Raw genomic sequence first — 18,136 nt, forward strand, 5'->3', positions numbered from 1 at the left:
GAGCTCCTTAAAACTGCACCAGCCGATCGCTGGTGGCAACCGCTTCCATGTATTCCGCGAGGCCACCGGCGTGATAACCGGGCGCCAGGTTTCCAGCACTGAAGTCCTTCAAATCACCGGCAGCGACGATGCCATGACGGGCCGCGACGGTGGCACAGATCACCAATGGAAATTGATGGTTACTGGCCAGCGACTGCCACAGCTGACGGACATCCTGTTCATCTGCGCTTTGATGGGCGAGGGCGTTGCCATGGTGGACAGCGTCGCCATAAAAGAAAACTTGCTTGATTTGATGGCCTTTCGCTACTGCTGCCTGACAAAATTTGTAGGCACTGTAGCTGTGGTGCCCTTGTTCCGGGCTGTGTTGAATCAGACAGGTAATAGATGCCATGGTGCGCTCTAGGGTTCAGAAAGTCAGTCAGGTGGCCAGTATAACGGATCTGACGCTAATAAAAACGCCCCGTGGCGCTGACCACGGGGCGTTGTATGCTAAATAAGCGTGTTCTGAATAGACGTGCTAGCTAGTCGCGATTATTCGCGGCCAAACGCCATCAGAATGTTCAACAGGCTGACGAAGATGTTGTACAGCGAGACGAACAGGGTCACGGTTGCAAGAATGTAGTTACGCTCGCCACCTTTGATGATAGCGCTGGTTTGCATCAGAATCGCACCCGCTGAGAACAAAATAAACAAGGCGCTCAAGGCCAGACCCAGCGCCGGCATTTTCAGGAACAGATTAGCAATAAAGCCAACCACGATAACCACAAAACCAGCAACCATCATGCCGCCAAGGAACGACATATCTTTCTTCGTGGTCAGCACATAGGCAGACAGCGAGAAGAAAATCAGAGCCGTGCCACCAAGCGCCATCATGACAATTTCAATGCCGCCGCTGCCAATCGCGTAGTTTAACATCGGACCCAGGGTGTACCCCATAAAGCCGGTTAACGCGAACACAGATAATAGGCCCGCAGAACTGTTAGCGGTTTTATGAACCAAAAATAGTAAGCCGTAAAAACCGACCAGGGTAATAATAAGACCTGGGTGAGGCAGGCCCATTGCCATACTAATACCTGCCACTGCAGCAGAGAAGGCTAAAGTCATCGCCAGCAGGGTGTAGGTATTGCGCAGTACTTTGTTCGTCTCAATGCTTGCAGCACTTGAGCGAGTTGTATGCACTGTAGGATTATTCATCGTGGTAGTACTCCAGTTTCCTTGCAAATTTAGGCTTTTATGCGATGGTAAATGAGAACGTAAACATTGACCTCATTAAGCCTGACTGGTTCCCATCTTAGCGCACTTCGGGGGGGGGATTCTACAGTTTTAGCAGGGGCGTCATGGTAAAAGAAAAGGCCCTGCGCTTTCGCGTAGGGCCTTTTCTTTTTTATGTGGCGGAGAGAGAGGGATTCGAACCCCCGGTGGGTTGCCCCACGCCTGATTTCAAGTCAGGTGCATTAAACCGAGCTCTGCCATCTCTCCGGGGCCTGCCTCAGCAGGACGAGGCGAATATTAAAGAGCTTGCGGCAGCTTGTAAAGCCCAAACTTAAAAAAAAGTGCTGACTGTTGCGTTTTTGTGCAGCTTGCATTGTTTTTCGCCGATTTGTCCGCTTTGTCTTCAAATGAGGTCAATTTGCCACCAATTGCGTGTCGCTCGCTGTGATAGCAGTTGAATTAGCCAATATCGTACTTTTGGCGTATTGCGGTGCTAGGTAATGCTACCTAGAACAAAAAGTGTACAGGCAGGTAATAAAAACAATAAAACCGGCCCGACGACAACACAATCAAGAGGCATAACACCAACACAAAACAAGGATGTATTATTATGCGACAACTTATTATCGCCGTCAGCGGGGACGTCTGCCGGGCGGGTTTGCAGGCAACCTTTGAACACGAGCACTGGCGTTGTACTGCCAATGTTCAGAACCGCCATCAGTTACTGCACGAGCTACGCGGGCCCGCAGAGCGGATCGTCATACTCGACTCGAATTTCTGCGCCCAGGGGTCAAAGTCGTTAATCCGTGCGATCAAACGGCAGGCACCACTAACGCGGATCATTTTCTGGTGCTTTAAGGTGGGCAGTGCGATTGACCACTATATTGCGGATGAAGAAATTGATGCGTACATGTACCAGTACACAGAGGCCGAAGAGTGGTTGAAGGCCTGTATGCAGGTTCACCTCGGCTACAAGTACTTCACGCCGTATCTGACCGGCATTTTTCGCCGCATCAAGCAAAACGGTGATGAGCAGCCGCTGCTCAGTGGCTTAAGCAAGCGCGAACGGCTGGTATTACAGCTGCTCTGCAGCGGTGATACGGTCAATGACATTGCGTCACGTTTGTTTATCTCGCGCAAGACAGTCAACACCTTCCGCTATCGCCTGTTTAAAAAGACCAATACGCAAAGTGATGTGCAGTTGGTCCATTTGGCGATTAGTACAGGTTTAGTGCCGTTGACGCCGAATCCATATGAGCACGGACGGTTACCTGTTCGCGAGTAAATTTGCTATGATATGGGCACTTTGAAGTATCCACGAGTGCCCATGAATTCTAGCTTTGACGCCCAGGCTTTCATTAATAACCTAACCCATCAGCCCGGTGTTTACCGGATGTATGACGCTGATGGGGTAGTTATTTATGTCGGTAAAGCAAAAGACCTGCGCAAGCGGGTGAGTAGTTACTTTCGTAAGCAGGTCGATGCAGTTAAAACCAAGGCATTGGTCAAAAATATTGCGACCATGGATGTCACGGTTACCAACTCAGAAACCGAAGCGCTGATCCTGGAAAACAGTTTCATCAAAAAGTTTCGTCCCCGCTACAACGTGCTGCTGCGCGACGATAAGTCGTACCCATATATTTTCATCTCTGCCCATGAACATCCCCGGATCGCCTTTCATCGTGGCACCAAACGTGAAAAAGGGGAGTATTTCGGGCCCTTTCCGAATGGTTCAGCGGTGCGTGAAAGCCTGCGCTTGCTGCAGAAACTGTTTCCGGTACGCCAGTGCGACGACAGTTATTATCGCGCGCGCAGTCGGCCCTGCCTGCAGCACCAGCTTAAGCGTTGCCTGGCACCCTGTGTGGGTCTGCCGACCGAAGCCGAGTATCAACAGCAGGTGGATTTAGCCAAGCTATTCTTACGCGGTAAGAATCAACAGGTAGTGGACAGCCTGATGCAACGCATGGAAGAAGCCAGTGCCCAGCTGGAGTTTGAAAAGGCGGCCCGCTTTCGTGATCAGATAGGCGCCTTGCGTCAGGTTCAGGATAAGAACGCGGTGAGCGGCAGCCAGTCGATGCTGGATGTGATTGGCTTGCATCGTGAAAGCGGCTTTAGTTGTATTCAGGTACTCTTTATTCGCGATGGTCAGGTTCAGGGCAGTCGCAGCTATTTTCCTAAAGTTCCGGCGAATACCGATAACAGTGAATTGTTAGAATCGTTTCTGCTCCAGTTTTACTTGAATCAACAGCGGGCAGGGCAGATCCCGGCGGAAGTCATTTTGCCGCATGGTGAGACTATTAGTAGTGATGTTCAAACGGCGCTGAGCGATGCGCTTGAGAAGCCTCTGAAAATCAATGCCACCAGCCGTGGTGAGCGGGCCCGTTATCAGTCGCTGGCGAATAAAAACGCGATGAATTCGGTGAGTAGCAAGCTCAGCTCACAAACCACTATGGCAAATCGCTTGTCGGCACTGAAAAAGGCGCTGGAGAAGGCGCGGGTATGGGATGTTGATAAACCGGTTGAACGGATGGAATGCTTTGATATTTCCCATACCATGGGTGATCAGACTGTCGCCTCCTGCGTGGTTTTCGATCAGCAGGGGCCATTAAAGTCTGATTACCGACGGTTCAACATCAAAGACATTACCGGTGGTGATGACTATGCGGCCATGGCGCAGGTGATGGAACGCCGCTACAAACACGCGATTGAACAGGATAATGTGCCGGATATCCTGTTTATTGACGGTGGTAAGGGGCAGCTAAAACAGGCCGAAGAGTATTTCGCCGACTGGCCGCAACCGCCGTTGCTAATTGGTGTCGCCAAAGGTGAAAGCCGTAAACCCGGGCTGGAAACCCTCTTTCTCGGGTTTGGTCAGGGGGCTATTCAGTTAAATGAAGATGACCCGGGGTTGCACTTGATCCAGTACATTCGCGATGAGTCCCACCGTTTTGCCATTACCGGGCATCGTCAGCGTCGTGCAAAAGTGAAAAAAACCTCTACATTAGAGGAAATTGAAGGCGTTGGGCCGAAGCGGCGAAAAACTTTATTACATAACTTGGGTGGATTACAACAGGTAAAAAGCGCTAGTATAGAGCAACTTGCACAGGTCCCTGGGATTAGCCGTGCTATGGCTGAAACCATTTACCATGCCTTCCGGGACGAATAGCAACCAATTACGAGAGAAGCCTACTTCATGTGGAATATTCCTAATTTATTGACATCATTCAGGATTTTTCTGATCCCCGTATTTCTGGTGGTGTTTTACTTACCCGTTGAGAATGCGCATTTTCTGGCGGCACTTATTTTTGTTCTGGCCGCTATTACCGATGCTCTCGATGGCTGGGTAGCGCGCAAATTCGATCAAATGACCAAGTTCGGCGCATTTTTTGATCCTGTGGCCGATAAGATCATGGTTGCAGCGGCTTTGATTGTGGTGGTGGAAGACTACGGAAGTCTATGGATTACCGTCCCGGGGCTGATTATTATCAGTCGTGAACTGATTGTTTCTGCGCTACGTGAATGGATGGCTGAAATCGGTAAGCGGTCAGCTGTTGCTGTGTCCAGTCTTGGAAAAGTGAAGACCATCGCGCAAATGGTCGCTCTGACAGGTTTACTCTGGCAGGCGAATAAAGGCATTGAAGTGATTGCGACCATGGCGCTTTATGTGTCTGCGGTACTGACCATTTGGTCGATGTACATATATCTGGATAACGCCTGGAAAGACCTGACTGACGAATCGAACGCTAAGTAGTCAAATCAGTTAAAAATTACGCAAACAGTCAGCTTAAAGCAAATAAAGTGTTGACTGTGGCGTATCTGGCAGTAAAATGCAAAGCATCGAAACGCGAGTATAGCTCAGCTGGTAGAGCGCGACCTTGCCAAGGTCGAGGTCACGAGTTCGAACCTCGTTACTCGCTCCAAATTTCGCACAAAACGCCACCCTCGGGTGGCGTTTTGCGTTTTAGGTTCATTTTTTAAATCAGACCCGCTAGGATACCGGTACACATATCAGACAATCCTTTGCTGTTGGGGGTCTAATGGACTTGAACAAGCTACCGATCCGAACGCTGCTGGTTATCTTTATGGCCATCGCGCTGACTGTTGTCACGCTCGCTGCAGCATTTGTAAACATCTCACAATTCTCCCGTTTCTATTATTCTCAGACCGAAACCGAACTGTTGCCAAACGCGTTAGGGCGCCTGGGTGAAGAAGTACGCTCTGAAATTAACCGCCCGATCCTGTTATCGACGGCGCTGGCGCAGAATAGTTTTTTGCATGAATGGACACGGCAGGCAGATACCAGCAGTTCACTGCATCAACAGTCGGTGGATTTTCTAGCCAGCTATGGTGCGCAGAATGAAGCAGATGCTGTGTTCTGGGTCAGCGCGCTGGATCAGCGTTACTACACGCAGAATGGCTTTTTCAAAGAGATGTCTGATCAGGACCCTCGTGATAGCTGGTTCTTCGACTTTATGAACAGTGATGAAAGCGTGCAGCTGAATCTTGACCCCGATGAACAAAGTGGCGCGCTAACGCTGTTTGTAAACACTCGGGTCGAGGACCCTGAAACGGGCCAGGCGCTGGCTGCTGCAGGCCTGGGTTTTGATGTCACAGAGATTTCGCAGATGGTCGCCCAGCGTCAGCTTGGTGAGCGTGGCTATATCTTTCTGGTGGATCAGCAGAACCATGTTATAGCCCACAGCGACAATGGATTCATTGGTCGCGCGTTGGCTGATATTAGTGATTACCAGCCACTGGCAGAGTTTGTCGGACAGCAGGCTCAGGGGTTTCGCCAGCAACGGGTCACCATTGATGGCGAAGAAGTCTACGTCGGGGTCACCGATGTCGATGGTACCGGATTAAACGTGATCGGGATCTTCCCGGTCAGTGAAGTATCCTCTGAGATCAATGCGGTGTCCGCCTGGGCATTACTGGTCAGCCTGTTACTGGCAGTTGGTTTTGTTATTGCCAGCGTCTTTTTTGCCAATAACCTGAGTAAAAAAATTCGTCGGGTGGGAGACCAGTTGTTATCAATGTCAGGTGACGGTGGCGACTTAACGGTACGGCTGGATGACTCAGCAAATAACGAGCTGGGTCACCTGGCGAAAGGGTTTAATGCGATTATCGGTACCATCGGAAACATGGTGGAGAACATCAAAGAGTCGCAGGCGCTGATGAAAAAAGACATTGATACCATTGGTGACTTAACCGGCCGTACCGCCGATGCGACCAATGAGCAAGGTGAGCAAACCGATCAGGTGGCCACGGCAATCAACGAAATGGGTCAGACCGTGGCCGATATCTCGTCGATTGCAAATCGCACCGCGGACAATTCAGAATCGGCGTTAACTGAGGTTACCCAAACCAGTCAGAGCATGTCTGAGACCTCGACCGCCATGCACTCACTGAATGAGTTAATTAATAACACCCAGCAAACCATTGCAGAATTTGCCGCGCAAGCCGAGGCGATTGACGGTGTGGTTGAAGTTATCAATAACATTTCTGAGCAGACCAATTTACTTGCGTTGAATGCTGCCATCGAAGCCGCACGAGCCGGTGAGCAGGGCAGAGGCTTCTCTGTGGTGGCGGATGAAGTCCGCACCCTGGCGCAACGCACCAAGACCTCCACCGCTGAAATTCAGGAACAGGTCGCGCAACTGCAGGCACTGGCGGCGAAATCGACCAAAGCGATACAGCAAGGCAGTGAAGATACCGAGACGGTGACTCAGCTGACCGAGCGCTCGGCGCAATCGCTGAAACAGGTAGAGGCTGCTTTCCAGCAAATAAGTGATGGTAACCATCAGGTGGCGACGGCCACCGAAGAGCAGAGCAGTGTGGTTGAGCATGTCAATCAGTCTGCCCACGCCATTCGTGAAAGCGCACTGGAAATTAACGACAACCTGAAACAGCAGCGTGCATCAATGCGCCATCTTAGCGAGTTGGCGGACCATATGAACGCTCTGGTCAGTCAGTTTAAAGTATGATGAAAGTCCAGAGTCACTGGGTGAAAGCCTATAGCGCGGGCAATCCCATGGAAGCCGAGCTCCTGGTGGGGTTGCTGCATCGCCAGGGGATCCGCGCAGGCTTGCGTAGCCAGGGACTGATGGGCGGCATTGGCGAGTTGCCGATGGATGCGTTGTACACCCCAGTCTGGGTGCCTGCTGAGTCGCTCGTGGCGGCCAAGCAGGTACTCACTGCCTATGAAGCGCAAAGCGGTGATGAATGGCGGTGCCAGAACTGTGCTGAAGTGAATGGCAGCAGCTTTGAACTATGCTGGCAATGCGGCGAGCCGCCAGCTGAACCGACTGGATAGGAGTCCTCTTATTCTCTGCATATGATTCATTTGACCAAGCGCAAGATCCAGAAAGAGTGCGTCCGCTAGAATAGCTTTTCATCCTATCAGGCGAGTTGTCATCAGTGTGTCGTCAACGTACTCTAGGCTACTGAACAGGGTATTAAAATTAGAACTACGAGGGATCTTGTTTGCCTTTTCTTAAGGACTTTTATCACGCTGTCGTCCACGCGTTACGCAACCTGTTACCTATTGTCATCGTGGTGGCTGTATTCCAGGCGCTGGTGCTGCAACAGATGCCGGATGGGCTGGCAAGTATGGCGCTTGGTTTGCTTATTGTTGCCTTTGGCGTTGCGCTCTTTTTGCAGGGACTTGAGCTCAGTATCTTCCCGGTGGGAAAAAGCCTCTCTAACCAGTTTGCGCGGCGTGGCTCGCTGCCAATTTTACTGCTGTTTGGGTTTGCCATTGGTTTTTCAGCGGTAATTGCAGAACCCGCATTAATTGCAGTCGCAGAACAGGCCCAGACCATTAGCGAAGGACGCATCGATGCATTGACGCTGCGTTTACTGGTCGCTACCTCGGTCGGCCTGGTGGTCGCACTCGGTGTGTTACGCACCCTGATGGGCTGGCCCATTCACTGGATCATGATCACCGGCTATATGCTGGTGGTGGCGGTGACCTATTTTGCCCCGGAAGAGATTGTCGGCTTAGCCTATGACTCTGGTGGCGTAACCACGAATATTGTCACGGTTCCGCTGATAGCGGCGTTGGGTATTGGCCTGGCGGCATCGATCCGGGGTCGTAACCCGTTAATGGATGGTTTTGGTCTGGTCGCGATGGCGGTGATGGTGCCGATGATCAGCGTGCAGGTGTACGGGATCCTGGTCTACGCTGGTGGCGCGGAAACTGCCGAACTGGTTATTAAGCAGGAAAGCGGGAAAACTGGTGGTGCGGTGCAAATGCTACTGGACCTGGCATATATGGTTCGTGACGTCTTGCCGATTATTCTGACCGTACTGTTTTTCCAGTACATCGTGCTCAAGCGAAAGCTGAATAATCCGCGCGTGGTTGCACTTGGCTTTGGGCTGGTTATCCTTGGTTTGTATGCCTTTGTGGTCGGCCTCAAACTGGGCCTGTTTCCAATTGGAACCAGCATGGCTGAGCAGCTGATAGGACTCGGGGCGATCCACTTTGTGTACCTGTTTGCCTTTGCTATCGGTTTCGCCACAACCATGGCTGAACCCGCCTTAATCGCGATAGGGCAACAGGCAGAGGAAGCCGCGCAAGGCCGGGTCAATGGCAACGCGATTCGAATTCTGGTGGCGATAGGAGTGGCTATCGGTATCACTATTGGTGTGCACCGGATCATCAGCGGTGATTCGATTCATTACTACATTATGGGCGGCTACTCGCTGGTGATTGTGCTGACGCTGCTCGCTCCGCGCTACATTGTAGCCCTGGCCTACGACCTCGGCGGCGTCACCACCTCGGAAGTCACAGTGCCACTGGTCACCGCGCTTGGCATCGGTCTGGCGACCCATATCGAAGGGCGTAATATACTGATTGATGGCTTTGGCTTAATTGCCTTCGCCTCAATTTTTCCAATTGTAACCGTGATGACGTACGCCATCGTGGCAGACTTTATCGCGCGCCGAAAAGACATAGCTCGAAACGACGCAGTTGAATCAACAAACGACCAAACGAAAGAGGGAAGCGCATGAAGTTTTCAGTATTGGTGGCTATCGTGCCGGAAGAACTAGAACAGGAATCCATTGATGCCGCGCGTGAACATGGCGCAGGCGGCATCACCGTGATGTCGGCCAGAGGCATCAGCAATACGGTTAAGAAAACGTTTTTTGGCCTGACCTATGACGGCAGCCAGAGTGTGCTGGTGATGGTACTGGAGAAAAGCCTCTCCCTTGATGTGCTGAAGTCGTTGCAGAGCATCGTCAACCCGCCGGATAAAGACGACTCCAAAGGGCTGGTGTTCACGCTTGGCCTTGAGCACCTGGCGGGCATTGATATGACGCAGGTCGAGAAATTTGAACAACACGTAAAACAAACACTGTAACTTTAATTCGCAGGGTACAAACTAGTGAACGATTCCAACGAAACCAGAAAGGCAATTGCAATGCAAGTACGTGACGTAATGGTAAAAGACGTGGTCTGTGTCTCGCCTTTCGCCACCATCCGCGAGGCGCTGAGCCTGATGAAACGGCATGACCTTAAGTCATTGGTGGTCGACAAGCGAGCTGATCATGATGCCTTTGGACTGATTACTTACACCAACATCATGAAAACCATCATCGCCGAAGAAGGCGATATCGACTTGCTCAACGTCTACGATGTCTGCGCCAAACCTGCGCTGTCAGTCGGCAAAAGCCTTGCCGTTAAGCATGTTGCCGCGATGATGACTGAGCATCGGGTTAAACGCCTGGTGGTTCTTGACGACAACGACCTCGTCGGCTTTATCGCCATGGACGATATTATGGATATTCTGCTCGCCAGCATAGATTAAACTATGCGACCCGTTGCTTAATAGTTAACCTGTTGAAAAATAGGCTTATTTGCTTAAGCCTAGGACAGAAACTACGAATAATTAGGCACTTGTCGCAAAAGCGTCTGAAAAACGCGCAATCAGTTCGTTTTATTGCAAAAGACTGTTTACAGGCCAGCAAGATGGTGGCAGAATTGCGCCCAGCACTGGCACAGAGCCAGTCGAGCTTAACTGGCGGGTTGGCAGAATGGCTATGCAGCGGATTGCAAATCCGTGGATCTCGGTTCGACTCCGGGACCCGCCTCCATTAAGTTGTTGGCTTTTCTCAGGCAAGCAACAAAGCTCTATTCCACAAAAGTGTCGCCCGGGTGGTGAAATTGGTAGACACAAGGGATTTAAAATCCCTCGCTCGTAAGAGCGTGCCGGTTCAAGTCCGGCCCCGGGCACCAATTTTTTATATTTTAAATCAATATTTTATATGGCCATATAAAATATAGAGTTGTTTGAATTCACTAAAAAAGCAACTGTTTAAGTCCGTTTTAATTTTGTTTGATGTTTAAGTTTCTGCTCCCCTCTAGCGTGTCTAAATCCACTGCTATTTTCATAGTTATATCGTTTTAGCCAGAGCACGATTTTTGCTCGATTTCATATGCATTCTGTTCGGTGCCCCCTTGCTTTTTCGATGCCTACTGTTTAAGTTTTCCTTTATAAGCCGCATTCCGTAAAAATCTTATCTCATTTTTCAATACTCGAAACACCTAAGCTCTTCGGTTAATTCATAGAGATTTCTTCAAAAATTTCAAAGATCTAACACTTTAAACTGATGGTTATCAACACCACGATACTTTATCTGTGAAATGGCCTGGACAGGTTTGTATAACTTGCCGCTATAATAAAAAGTCTAAATTAGAGGTTGCATTTCGCGTAATATCGCACTACTTTGTAAAAACCTTTGCACCCGCACATCTCTAGGTTGGGATCGTGTTGAAACGGTGGAAGGAGAGACAAAAGAGAATTTTACTATGAGCAGACTAAGTCTGAACAAGGCCGTTGCGCCTGCAAGCAACAAAACCAAAGTTCAATTCCATTCACTGCGCAATATTTCTAGCCCAGATGATCTATCAAATGATCGGAAAGTATTAACAGGGCATATGAAAGCGTCAGAAATTCTACAAATCAGCACTAATGACAACGTACGAGACTACCTTCTGGCTGTCGATGGTAAGAAGAAAGTTCCTACAGCTGTCCATCGAGCTATTACAGCGACCCTTGAAAACTCACCTGAGAAATTTTCAGTGTTGAACGGTGGAATTACCATCGTAGCTGAAGCTTATGATGTCGATGAGAAAGTTAGAGAATTGACGCTAATCAACGCGAGCATTATTAATGGTGCTCAAACGCAAGGAATTCTGAGGGACTATATTAACACGCTAGAAGATCCTAAGGATTTTCCAGATATTCATATCACTTTCGAATTGATAATTTGCACTGATGAGCCTTTGATAGCAGAAATATCGATAGCGCGAAACTTTCAGAATGACGTTAAGATGTTGTCAATATCTGGAAAGCTTGGCTCATTTGATGATTTAGCTAAGTCTATAGAGAAGCATTTTGATGGGTTGAAGCTAAGACTATCGGAAACAGACTCTCCTGACGATACACTTGATACCGAGAAGCTATTGCAAGTTATAACAGCTCTGACTCCTGAGGAAATTTGGACTAAGTTAGGGCGAGGTGATTTAGCTAACAAGAATTACGCATACAACCAGAAAACGAAATGCTTAAAGCAGTTTACAGAAATGGCCAAAAGCGTCAAAGACGGCACTGCAAATGCAGATACTAAAGACGCGTATGAGTTCTTCGTAGAGATAGCACCGTCAGCATGGGAGCTATATCAAAAATGGAAAACACATGAGGGCTTCATCGGAACAGGTATCAGGTCTATTCATAGAGACGGCAAAAAAATCCTGGACGTTCCAGATGGTATTGTTTTTCCAGCATTAGCTGCTCTCGCAGAATTTGTAACAAAGTCTGAAGATGATAATTGGCTTCTAACGATACCAGATATATTTGATGACAGAGACCTAATCAGCGCTATCAAATCAACTTACCAAAACGTTGCTGACCACAAGCCATATGTAATGGGCAGGTCGAAAGCTGCTTATTCATCGTTAATCCAAGTTACCGCTATTTATAAGCGATTACTGAATAAGTAAGTACGTATCGTCTGGGAGAGGTGGTCTTCTCCCAGACTTTAATAATTTATTAGCTCAACAAAAGAGCAGTTAACATTTTCATTATGAAGTGAGTTAGATCTTGCAGTCAGATCAACACCAAAGTCGGACATTGGCTTAGGTAAATCCCCCTTGAAGCTCTACTGTCTGTAGAAAATTCTTAAGGTTTCTAAAAGAGGCAATATCTTCGTGTGCTTCGATACGGTAGACCTTTTATATTTCATTGGCGTTGCGATACTTATCAGAAGGCATTTATTGGGGAAGAGGTCAGAGGTTACAAACTGTGAAATCGGAATCATGTGTTTAAGTTTCTAGTGTGCTGTATAAGCTATTGATTTTAAAGTGTTTGTTTTAATGACATGGCATTTAAAATCCCTCGCTCGTAAGAGCGTGCCGGTTCAAGTCCGGCCCCGGGCACCATTTCTTAGTTTCTCTAGTTCTCCTGATGTCTTTAAATCTTTTTAAAACAAGCTAATTGGCCACTTCTTTGTGCTGCCCCGTTGGTTGTTCATAGACCTTCCTGTATTCAAATAACAGTCAGAAACTATCTATGACTCTCGGCCCACTCCAATGATCTGGTCAAATCGCCGCTTACCTGCATGTTTGGATACCTAGTCTGCTTCATTACACCTTTAACTTGTGCGGGGTAGACCCTAAGCGATGAAGTTCTGGGTAGTTGTCGGTACCCAACTAACTCAACCGACATCACGAAATAAAAAGCTAGGCGGGCATTTTTGCTTGATATATACAAAGTCTTGTGGTAATGAAATTTAGATTGGCGAAGAATCTACAACACGCTTGTCGCGATTTTTTAGCAAGTTAAAGGCAAAAATACTGAGGGAAATGTATGAAAGTCAGATTATTAGCGTTGTCTGGTCTATTTTTCTCCAGTATTACTTTTGCTGAAACCGCGGTGATATGTGAAAGCTGTAGTACGGAATCTGCTGCAGAAGCTTTCGCAAAGTCGAACGCGAACACCCTTCAATGCTCGTCGGAATTTGGACCCGATATAACATGCCAATCTATCAACAAAGTAATTACCTTTGTTGATTCCAATTCAGGGCAGGCGTATAAATACAACGTGTTCCACGAAAGAGATTTCCCATGGAGTGTGCAAGCTGAAAGAATACCTCTTTCGTCAGATAGAGAAGAGTCATTTCGAATATTAATGAAGTTTGTCAGGGATTCAAATAGTGCGATAACGGAAGCCTCTGCTGATAGTCATGAAATATTGGGCTCGTTTAATATCAGTTCATCTAGTGCCAACAGATCTTCAAATTCTGACGGTGCTTGTCCGACAGACACGGCTTTAAGTGCTCTTACCAATCCAAACACTCTTGATTCCATTCAAAATAGAGCCGCGATCGAAATCGGGACAAAATTGATAAGTAGAAATAACGACCTGAATTTAAACCCAGTAAAAATCGACAGAAGCTATTCATTAAGTTTTTTGGGTTTAACCAGCTCAATCTTGGCAGACAGCGCCTCAAGAGACCCGTCTTTTATCGTGACGTTTGATGAGTCGGAAAGACCGGGGTCGAGGAAAGATTTCTTCGCTTATCAAGTAAGCATACTAGGGTTTGATGAACAAAATCTTCCAATTATGAATTTCAATCTTTTGGGCGCTTCGCAAGTCGCCGGATACAGACTAGAAAATCTATCAGGTAGCAGCGGGTCCTTGGCAATTGAGAATGAATGTGTCAAGGAGAGGCTCGAAGAGGCGGTAAATAACGGCGTCCTAACGCCAGCTGTAAACCTGGGTGGCTCAGCAGGTGGCGAGCCAGCTCCTGCTCCCCCAGGCCCTGGTTGGACGTTCCCTACGAGCGGTGGATGCCAGATCGTTGACTTTTATCAAGGTGGGACGTTGTTGTACACATTTAGGGTTTGTAGTTAGGTTATTCCCGAATGAAGTTTGCCACTACAGGTTTGAGGCAAAATGTTTCATGCCCTCTATGAGGGCTTTACACCCCACCCAAAATCACCCACACTAGGTTCATAATAATTTGAATTCAGGAATAGTAGTGGACCATGCTGGACGATCTTTCTTACGCTCAAAAACAGCGCCTCGCGTACATTGATTTTTGCTTATTGTTTAAAGGCTCACTGTGCCGCATTGATTTGGTAGAAAAGTTTGCGGTGGGGCTATCCGCGGGCTCGCGTGACTTTAATCTCTATAAAGAGCTGGCCCCTGACAATCTCAGCTATGACGTCAAGTTGAAACGCTATTTCCAGACTGCAGAATTCCAACCGCTTTTTGAGCATGACGCGCAGCGCACCCTCGCGAAACTGGCGAATAACATTTCGGATGGGTTTGATGCTATCGGCGATGTGACATACCCGGTTGAGCCTGCGTCGAATTTAAATGTGCCGAACATCTTTTTAGTGGCCAAAGTGGTGCAGGCCACCCTGAATAAATTCGCAGTGGAGATTGAATACACGTCGCTGACTAGCGGCAACGACAAACGCGTTATTGTCCCGCATTCGATTGTCGATAACGGGCTGCGCTGGCATGTTCGTGCGTTTGATCGGAAATCAGAAAGCTTTCGCGATTTTGTTTTAACCCGAATTCATAAAGTAAATCGTGCCACCGAGGCGAAGCCGTTTGAAAGCCCTGAGGCTGACCATGAATGGAATCGCATCATTACCTTGCAGTTTGAGCCACACCCCAACAACATCAAATACCCGGCCGCGATAGAACTCGATTATGGGATGCAAAATGGCATGTCCGAAGTCAATGTGCGCGCGGCGATGGTCGGGTATCTGCTCAGGCGCTGGAATGTCGATTGCACCGAAAACGCAGAGCTAACTGGCCCGGAATTTCAGCTCTGGTTACGCAACCGTCATAGCTTAATGAATACCAGCAACCTGGCGATAGCGCCGGGGTATAAGGTGGCTTGATAGCGTAAGGAATATTGGTGGTCTAACGCAGCGTGGTTCAGGGAAGGGGGAGATGATGACTAAACAGCAGATTAAGTTATTTACCTAATAAAAGGTTTTCAATGCGTCATTTCATTTTTGTAATTGCTAGCTGTCTGCTACTGACTGTAATGTCAGGTACGGCACAGGCTGAAGACTCGGCTAATGCGCAGCGGGTGCGAGATTTTGTGGCGGCATTCAATGCCCATGACACTAGTGAGATGGCGGAATTTGTTACGGAGGATGTGCAATGGTTTGCGGTGAACGGCGCGTCACTCTCGGTTGAGACGGATGGTAAAAGCGCCTTGCTGGCAGCGATGGATGGCTATTTTCAGTCCTGTGCGTCGTGCTCATCTCAGCTTGTTGAGGTGATGCAGTCGGGCAATCAGGTCATTACCATCGAAGAGGCTAGCTGGCGCGGCCAAAGCGGTATGCAATCGCGGCGAAGCACGGCTGTGTATGAGTTTGCTGGTGATCTGATTCAGCGCGTGTATTACTTCCCCGCCCAACGATAAAACGCGTTTCCTGTGCTACTTTTTTCTTAGTTACGTTCTTAATTACCGTCTTAACTACCGGCTTAACTACTAAAAAAGAGAAAACACTGCATGGAAACTGAAATCCCGATTCTTGATATGTTGACCCGCTTGTCTGTGGCAGCCGGGCTTGCTTTATTTTTGGGCCTGGAACGCGAGCTGCACGGCAAACCGGCCGGTTTGCGGTCGCACATGCTGGTGTCATTGGGTTCGGCGACTTTTATTATCATTGGGATGAGTATTTTGTTTGCGACCGCCGAAGGCGACCCGTCGGCGCGGATTGATCCGAGTCGGGTGGTAGAAGGAGTGATTGGCGGTATTGGCTTTCTTGGTGCCGGCAGCATTATTCGTAGTGGCGGACATATTCAGGGCATTACCACGGGGGCGTCTATATGGCTGGCGGGCGCTATTGGTGTGTCTGCGGGTATCAATAATTTTCCGCTGGCGGTTATGGTGACCGTGATTGCGCTGATTATCATGGTCGGTCTGGGTCAGTTTGAGCGCGAAGTGATTAACGAGAAGAAAAATAAAAAGCAAAGCTAGCTCAAGCAGCGGCATGCTTTGACCAGTCCATTTAAAAACGGGCCGGCGAGGCGTTGCTGACCAACTAAAATATCCTCGATCAGGCTGTTTTCAACGGAGCAGAGAGCGCCGCTGGCGTAGGGGCCGGCGTAAATAAGCTCATCGCCATCAAAAATAAGCGCGGCGGGGGACGCGGGCATACTGAAACCGGCCGCTTCAACCCTGGTGATATCAAGCTGGTGTTGTTCGACCTGGTCAGGAACGCTGTCGCGGTGATTGTCGGCCAGAGGGTTGCAGCTGCAGAAAGAGCGACGAACATGAACCAGAGTCAGGCCTTGCTGCGGTGGTAAGTCGAGTGCTGACAAGGTTAACGAGGGTTGCGCGTCAAGCCAGCGTTGCTGTGGGTCGAACTCGCCGTAATTGCCAAATGTGAAATGGTAGAGTAAAGCTGCCGTGGCAACTACCCATACAGCGCAGAACACTCGCCAGCTCAGCGCGCGAAAAGAATGTCGTGTTGTCATTAAATTGCCATTTCAGGATCTGACTATAGTGTAGAACAAAACGGCTCGCAGGGTCCAACAAGCGGCCGGGTTGGTGTAATATAGCGGCGGTTTTTGATGATTCATTGCTGAATCATCCTATCAGGGGCAAGGCTGCCTCGTTGTCGATAGTTTTTTCAGGATTAACTAATGTCACTTCACTCTTCATTATCAGCTGGCGCTGCGTTGTCGCGTCGCCAGTGGCTTGTTGCGGTTGCTCTTGTGGTACTGGCGCTCAATCTGCGCCCGGCACTGGCGGCTATAGGCCCGCTGTTACAGTCTATTCAGAGCGATCTTGCACTGAGTTTTAGCACCGCTTCCTTACTCACCTCGTTACCCGTGCTGGCCATGGGCTTGTTGAGCTTTGTCGGCTTCCGCCTGGCGCAGCCGCTCGGTGTTGAACGCACGGTAGCCGCCTCGATTCTGCTGTTAGCCGTTGCCACGGCCATGCGATTTTGGGTGCCAGGGGCTGGCTGGATGATCCTAACTGCGGTTCTGGCTGGTATTTCCATTGCCATGATCCAGACCTTAGTGCCCGCCATTATTAAAGCGCGCTTCGCGACCCGAGCACCTTTGATTATGGGCTTCTATGTCACGGCGATTATGGCTGGAGCGGCGATTGCCGCAATCAGCACACCGCTACTCGCTACCCAACTTAGCTGGCGGGAGAGCCTTGGTCACTGGGTCTGGCTGGCGTTGTTTGCACTGATAGTATGGGTCTGCTGGGTTAGTCGTTCCCAGGAAGAACCGGTGCATCAGAGGGCAACGCCAGGCCCGGGCTTGTCGCATTGGCGTAATCCACGCAGCTGGCAACTGGCGGTATTCTTTGCGTTGGGAACCAGCTGTTATGTCAGCGTATTGGCGTGGCTGGCTCCCTATGCGCAGGAGCTTGGCTATTCGTCTAAACAAGCCGGGTTGTTGCTCGGGTTCCTGACCGCGTGCGAAGTAGTTGCCGGGATCTTGTTCCCCTGGTGGGCTTCACGTCGCAACGACAAACGTGTAGTGATAGCGGTGTTGTGTATGTTGCAACTGGTTGGGTTCAGCGCCCTGGCGCTGATACCACACAGCGCCTTACTGCTTTGGATTGGATTAATCGGGCTCGGTATTGGTGGGATCTTTCCACTGGCGATGATTATTACCATGGATCATATCGAAAGTCCGTTGCAGGCAGGCCGACTGACAGCCTTTGTTCAGGGGGTCGGTTACCTGATTGCAGCACTGGCTCCGTGGGCCGCTGGTGTGCTGCGCGACTACCTGCAAAGTTTTACCCTGGCCTGGTTCCTGCTTGCGTCGACAAGCCTGATTGCACTTTGGTTAGGGATGAAATTCAGTGCGCTCAGTTACCGTCGTCACTATCCATCGGACGCGGTTGAAGTGGCTGGTTAAGCACT

Annotated in this window: 17 protein-coding genes and 4 tRNA genes; 17 read left to right on the forward strand and 4 right to left on the reverse strand. The window is 49.3% G+C overall.

The genetic code is table 11. From position 1 onward, the window contains the following. Positions 1 to 7 precede the first annotated feature (7 nt). The 3 genes from tusD to CWE12_RS00675 form a co-directional block, all read right to left on the reverse strand. Positions 8 to 391 (reverse strand): sulfurtransferase complex subunit TusD, encoded by a 384-nt coding sequence (tusD, locus tag CWE12_RS00665; protein WP_126787659.1) that lies wholly within the window; start codon positions 389 to 391, stop codon positions 8 to 10. 140 nt (positions 392 to 531) lie between these two features. Continuing rightward, complete coding sequence (locus CWE12_RS00670; RefSeq protein WP_126787660.1) at positions 532 to 1,194, reverse strand: Bax inhibitor-1/YccA family protein; 663 nt, start codon at positions 1,192 to 1,194, stop codon at positions 532 to 534. Positions 1,195 to 1,389: 195 nt separating this feature from the next. Further along, positions 1,390 to 1,479, reverse strand: a tRNA-Ser gene (locus CWE12_RS00675). A gap of 343 nt (positions 1,480 to 1,822) precedes the next feature. Between CWE12_RS00675 and CWE12_RS00680 the strand changes: the two genes are divergently transcribed. The 16 genes from CWE12_RS00680 to CWE12_RS00755 all read left to right on the forward strand — a co-directional run bounded on the left by CWE12_RS00680 (position 1,823) and on the right by CWE12_RS00755 (position 16,227). Beyond that, on the forward strand, positions 1,823 to 2,497 hold the full coding sequence (locus CWE12_RS00680; protein ID WP_126787661.1) for a LuxR C-terminal-related transcriptional regulator: 675 nt from the start codon (positions 1,823 to 1,825) through the stop codon (positions 2,495 to 2,497). A gap of 42 nt (positions 2,498 to 2,539) precedes the next feature. Further along, a complete protein-coding gene (gene uvrC / locus CWE12_RS00685; protein ID WP_126787662.1) occupies positions 2,540 to 4,378 on the forward strand; it encodes an excinuclease ABC subunit UvrC in 1,839 nt (612 codons plus the stop codon). A 27-nt stretch (positions 4,379 to 4,405) separates the two neighbouring features. Further along, a complete protein-coding gene (gene pgsA / locus CWE12_RS00690) occupies positions 4,406 to 4,963 on the forward strand; it encodes a CDP-diacylglycerol--glycerol-3-phosphate 3-phosphatidyltransferase (RefSeq protein ID WP_126787663.1) in 558 nt (185 codons plus the stop codon). Positions 4,964 to 5,056: 93 nt separating this feature from the next. Continuing rightward, a tRNA-Gly gene (locus CWE12_RS00695) sits at positions 5,057 to 5,132 on the forward strand. A 117-nt stretch (positions 5,133 to 5,249) separates the two neighbouring features. Next, positions 5,250 to 7,196 (forward strand): methyl-accepting chemotaxis protein, encoded by a 1,947-nt coding sequence (locus CWE12_RS00700; RefSeq protein ID WP_198675657.1) that lies wholly within the window; start codon positions 5,250 to 5,252, stop codon positions 7,194 to 7,196. Further along, positions 7,193 to 7,525 carry a putative signal transducing protein gene (locus tag CWE12_RS00705; protein WP_126787664.1) on the forward strand — a complete coding sequence of 111 codons (333 nt, stop codon included), beginning with the start codon at positions 7,193 to 7,195 and terminating at the stop codon, positions 7,523 to 7,525. Before CWE12_RS00700 ends, CWE12_RS00705 begins: the two co-directional genes overlap by 4 nt. A 170-nt stretch (positions 7,526 to 7,695) precedes the next feature. Beyond that, positions 7,696 to 9,225: a DUF1538 domain-containing protein gene (locus CWE12_RS13730; RefSeq protein WP_126787665.1), complete on the forward strand. Its 1,530-nt coding sequence runs from the start codon at positions 7,696 to 7,698 to the stop codon at positions 9,223 to 9,225. Beyond that, positions 9,222 to 9,575: a transcriptional regulator gene (locus tag CWE12_RS00715; RefSeq protein WP_126787666.1), complete on the forward strand. Its 354-nt coding sequence runs from the start codon at positions 9,222 to 9,224 to the stop codon at positions 9,573 to 9,575. Before CWE12_RS13730 ends, CWE12_RS00715 begins: the two co-directional genes overlap by 4 nt. Positions 9,576 to 9,635: 60 nt before the next feature. After that, a complete protein-coding gene (locus CWE12_RS00720; protein WP_126787667.1) occupies positions 9,636 to 10,022 on the forward strand; it encodes a CBS domain-containing protein in 387 nt (128 codons plus the stop codon). 212 nt (positions 10,023 to 10,234) lie between these two features. Then, a tRNA-Cys gene (locus CWE12_RS00725) sits at positions 10,235 to 10,308 on the forward strand. Between the two features lie 55 nt (positions 10,309 to 10,363). Continuing rightward, positions 10,364 to 10,450, forward strand: a tRNA-Leu gene (locus tag CWE12_RS00730). A gap of 573 nt (positions 10,451 to 11,023) precedes the next feature. Further along, complete coding sequence (locus tag CWE12_RS00735; RefSeq protein ID WP_126787668.1) at positions 11,024 to 12,217, forward strand: AIPR family protein; 1,194 nt, start codon at positions 11,024 to 11,026, stop codon at positions 12,215 to 12,217. An 865-nt stretch (positions 12,218 to 13,082) separates the two neighbouring features. Next, on the forward strand, positions 13,083 to 14,129 hold the full coding sequence (locus tag CWE12_RS00740; RefSeq protein ID WP_126787669.1) for a hypothetical protein: 1,047 nt from the start codon (positions 13,083 to 13,085) through the stop codon (positions 14,127 to 14,129). 134 nt (positions 14,130 to 14,263) lie between these two features. Further along, positions 14,264 to 15,133 (forward strand): BrxR family transcriptional regulator, encoded by an 870-nt coding sequence (locus CWE12_RS00745; RefSeq protein WP_126787670.1) that lies wholly within the window; start codon positions 14,264 to 14,266, stop codon positions 15,131 to 15,133. 101 nt (positions 15,134 to 15,234) lie between these two features. Then, positions 15,235 to 15,666: a nuclear transport factor 2 family protein gene (locus tag CWE12_RS00750; RefSeq protein WP_126787671.1), complete on the forward strand. Its 432-nt coding sequence runs from the start codon at positions 15,235 to 15,237 to the stop codon at positions 15,664 to 15,666. Positions 15,667 to 15,756: 90 nt separating this feature from the next. Then, positions 15,757 to 16,227 carry an MgtC/SapB family protein gene (locus tag CWE12_RS00755; RefSeq protein WP_126787672.1) on the forward strand — a complete coding sequence of 157 codons (471 nt, stop codon included), beginning with the start codon at positions 15,757 to 15,759 and terminating at the stop codon, positions 16,225 to 16,227. Here CWE12_RS00755 and CWE12_RS00760 read toward each other — a convergent pair. After that, positions 16,224 to 16,727: a DUF6436 domain-containing protein gene (locus CWE12_RS00760; RefSeq protein ID WP_126787673.1), complete on the reverse strand. Its 504-nt coding sequence runs from the start codon at positions 16,725 to 16,727 to the stop codon at positions 16,224 to 16,226. The two genes, CWE12_RS00755 and CWE12_RS00760, sit on opposite strands and share 4 nt — an antisense overlap. A 168-nt stretch (positions 16,728 to 16,895) precedes the next feature. Between CWE12_RS00760 and CWE12_RS00765 the strand changes: the two genes are divergently transcribed. After that, positions 16,896 to 18,131 carry an MFS transporter gene (locus tag CWE12_RS00765; protein WP_126787674.1) on the forward strand — a complete coding sequence of 412 codons (1,236 nt, stop codon included), beginning with the start codon at positions 16,896 to 16,898 and terminating at the stop codon, positions 18,129 to 18,131. Positions 18,132 to 18,136 lie beyond the last annotated feature (5 nt).

Source organism: Aliidiomarina sedimenti, from assembly GCF_003986955.1.
Lineage (GTDB): Bacteria > Pseudomonadota > Gammaproteobacteria > Enterobacterales > Alteromonadaceae > Aliidiomarina > Aliidiomarina sedimenti.

Coding starts and splice junctions, on each gene's coding strand:
- CWE12_RS00700 (WP_198675657.1), top strand. CDS start 5,250: ATGGACTTGAACAAGCTACCGATCCGAACGCTGCTGGTTATCTTTATG.
- CWE12_RS00765 (WP_126787674.1), top strand. CDS start 16,896: ATGTCACTTCACTCTTCATTATCAGCTGGCGCTGCGTTGTCGCGTCGC.
- CWE12_RS00670 (WP_126787660.1), bottom strand. CDS start 1,194: ATGAATAATCCTACAGTGCATACAACTCGCTCAAGTGCTGCAAGCATT.
- CWE12_RS00705 (WP_126787664.1), top strand. CDS start 7,193: ATGATGAAAGTCCAGAGTCACTGGGTGAAAGCCTATAGCGCGGGCAAT.
- CWE12_RS00745 (WP_126787670.1), top strand. CDS start 14,264: ATGCTGGACGATCTTTCTTACGCTCAAAAACAGCGCCTCGCGTACATT.
- pgsA (WP_126787663.1), top strand. CDS start 4,406: ATGTGGAATATTCCTAATTTATTGACATCATTCAGGATTTTTCTGATC.
- tusD (WP_126787659.1), bottom strand. CDS start 391: ATGGCATCTATTACCTGTCTGATTCAACACAGCCCGGAACAAGGGCAC.
- CWE12_RS00740 (WP_126787669.1), top strand. CDS start 13,083: ATGAAAGTCAGATTATTAGCGTTGTCTGGTCTATTTTTCTCCAGTATT.
- uvrC (WP_126787662.1), top strand. CDS start 2,540: ATGAATTCTAGCTTTGACGCCCAGGCTTTCATTAATAACCTAACCCAT.
- CWE12_RS00750 (WP_126787671.1), top strand. CDS start 15,235: ATGCGTCATTTCATTTTTGTAATTGCTAGCTGTCTGCTACTGACTGTA.
- CWE12_RS00715 (WP_126787666.1), top strand. CDS start 9,222: ATGAAGTTTTCAGTATTGGTGGCTATCGTGCCGGAAGAACTAGAACAG.
- CWE12_RS00760 (WP_126787673.1), bottom strand. CDS start 16,727: ATGACAACACGACATTCTTTTCGCGCGCTGAGCTGGCGAGTGTTCTGC.
- CWE12_RS00735 (WP_126787668.1), top strand. CDS start 11,024: ATGAGCAGACTAAGTCTGAACAAGGCCGTTGCGCCTGCAAGCAACAAA.
- CWE12_RS00755 (WP_126787672.1), top strand. CDS start 15,757: ATGGAAACTGAAATCCCGATTCTTGATATGTTGACCCGCTTGTCTGTG.
- CWE12_RS00680 (WP_126787661.1), top strand. CDS start 1,823: ATGCGACAACTTATTATCGCCGTCAGCGGGGACGTCTGCCGGGCGGGT.
- CWE12_RS00720 (WP_126787667.1), top strand. CDS start 9,636: ATGCAAGTACGTGACGTAATGGTAAAAGACGTGGTCTGTGTCTCGCCT.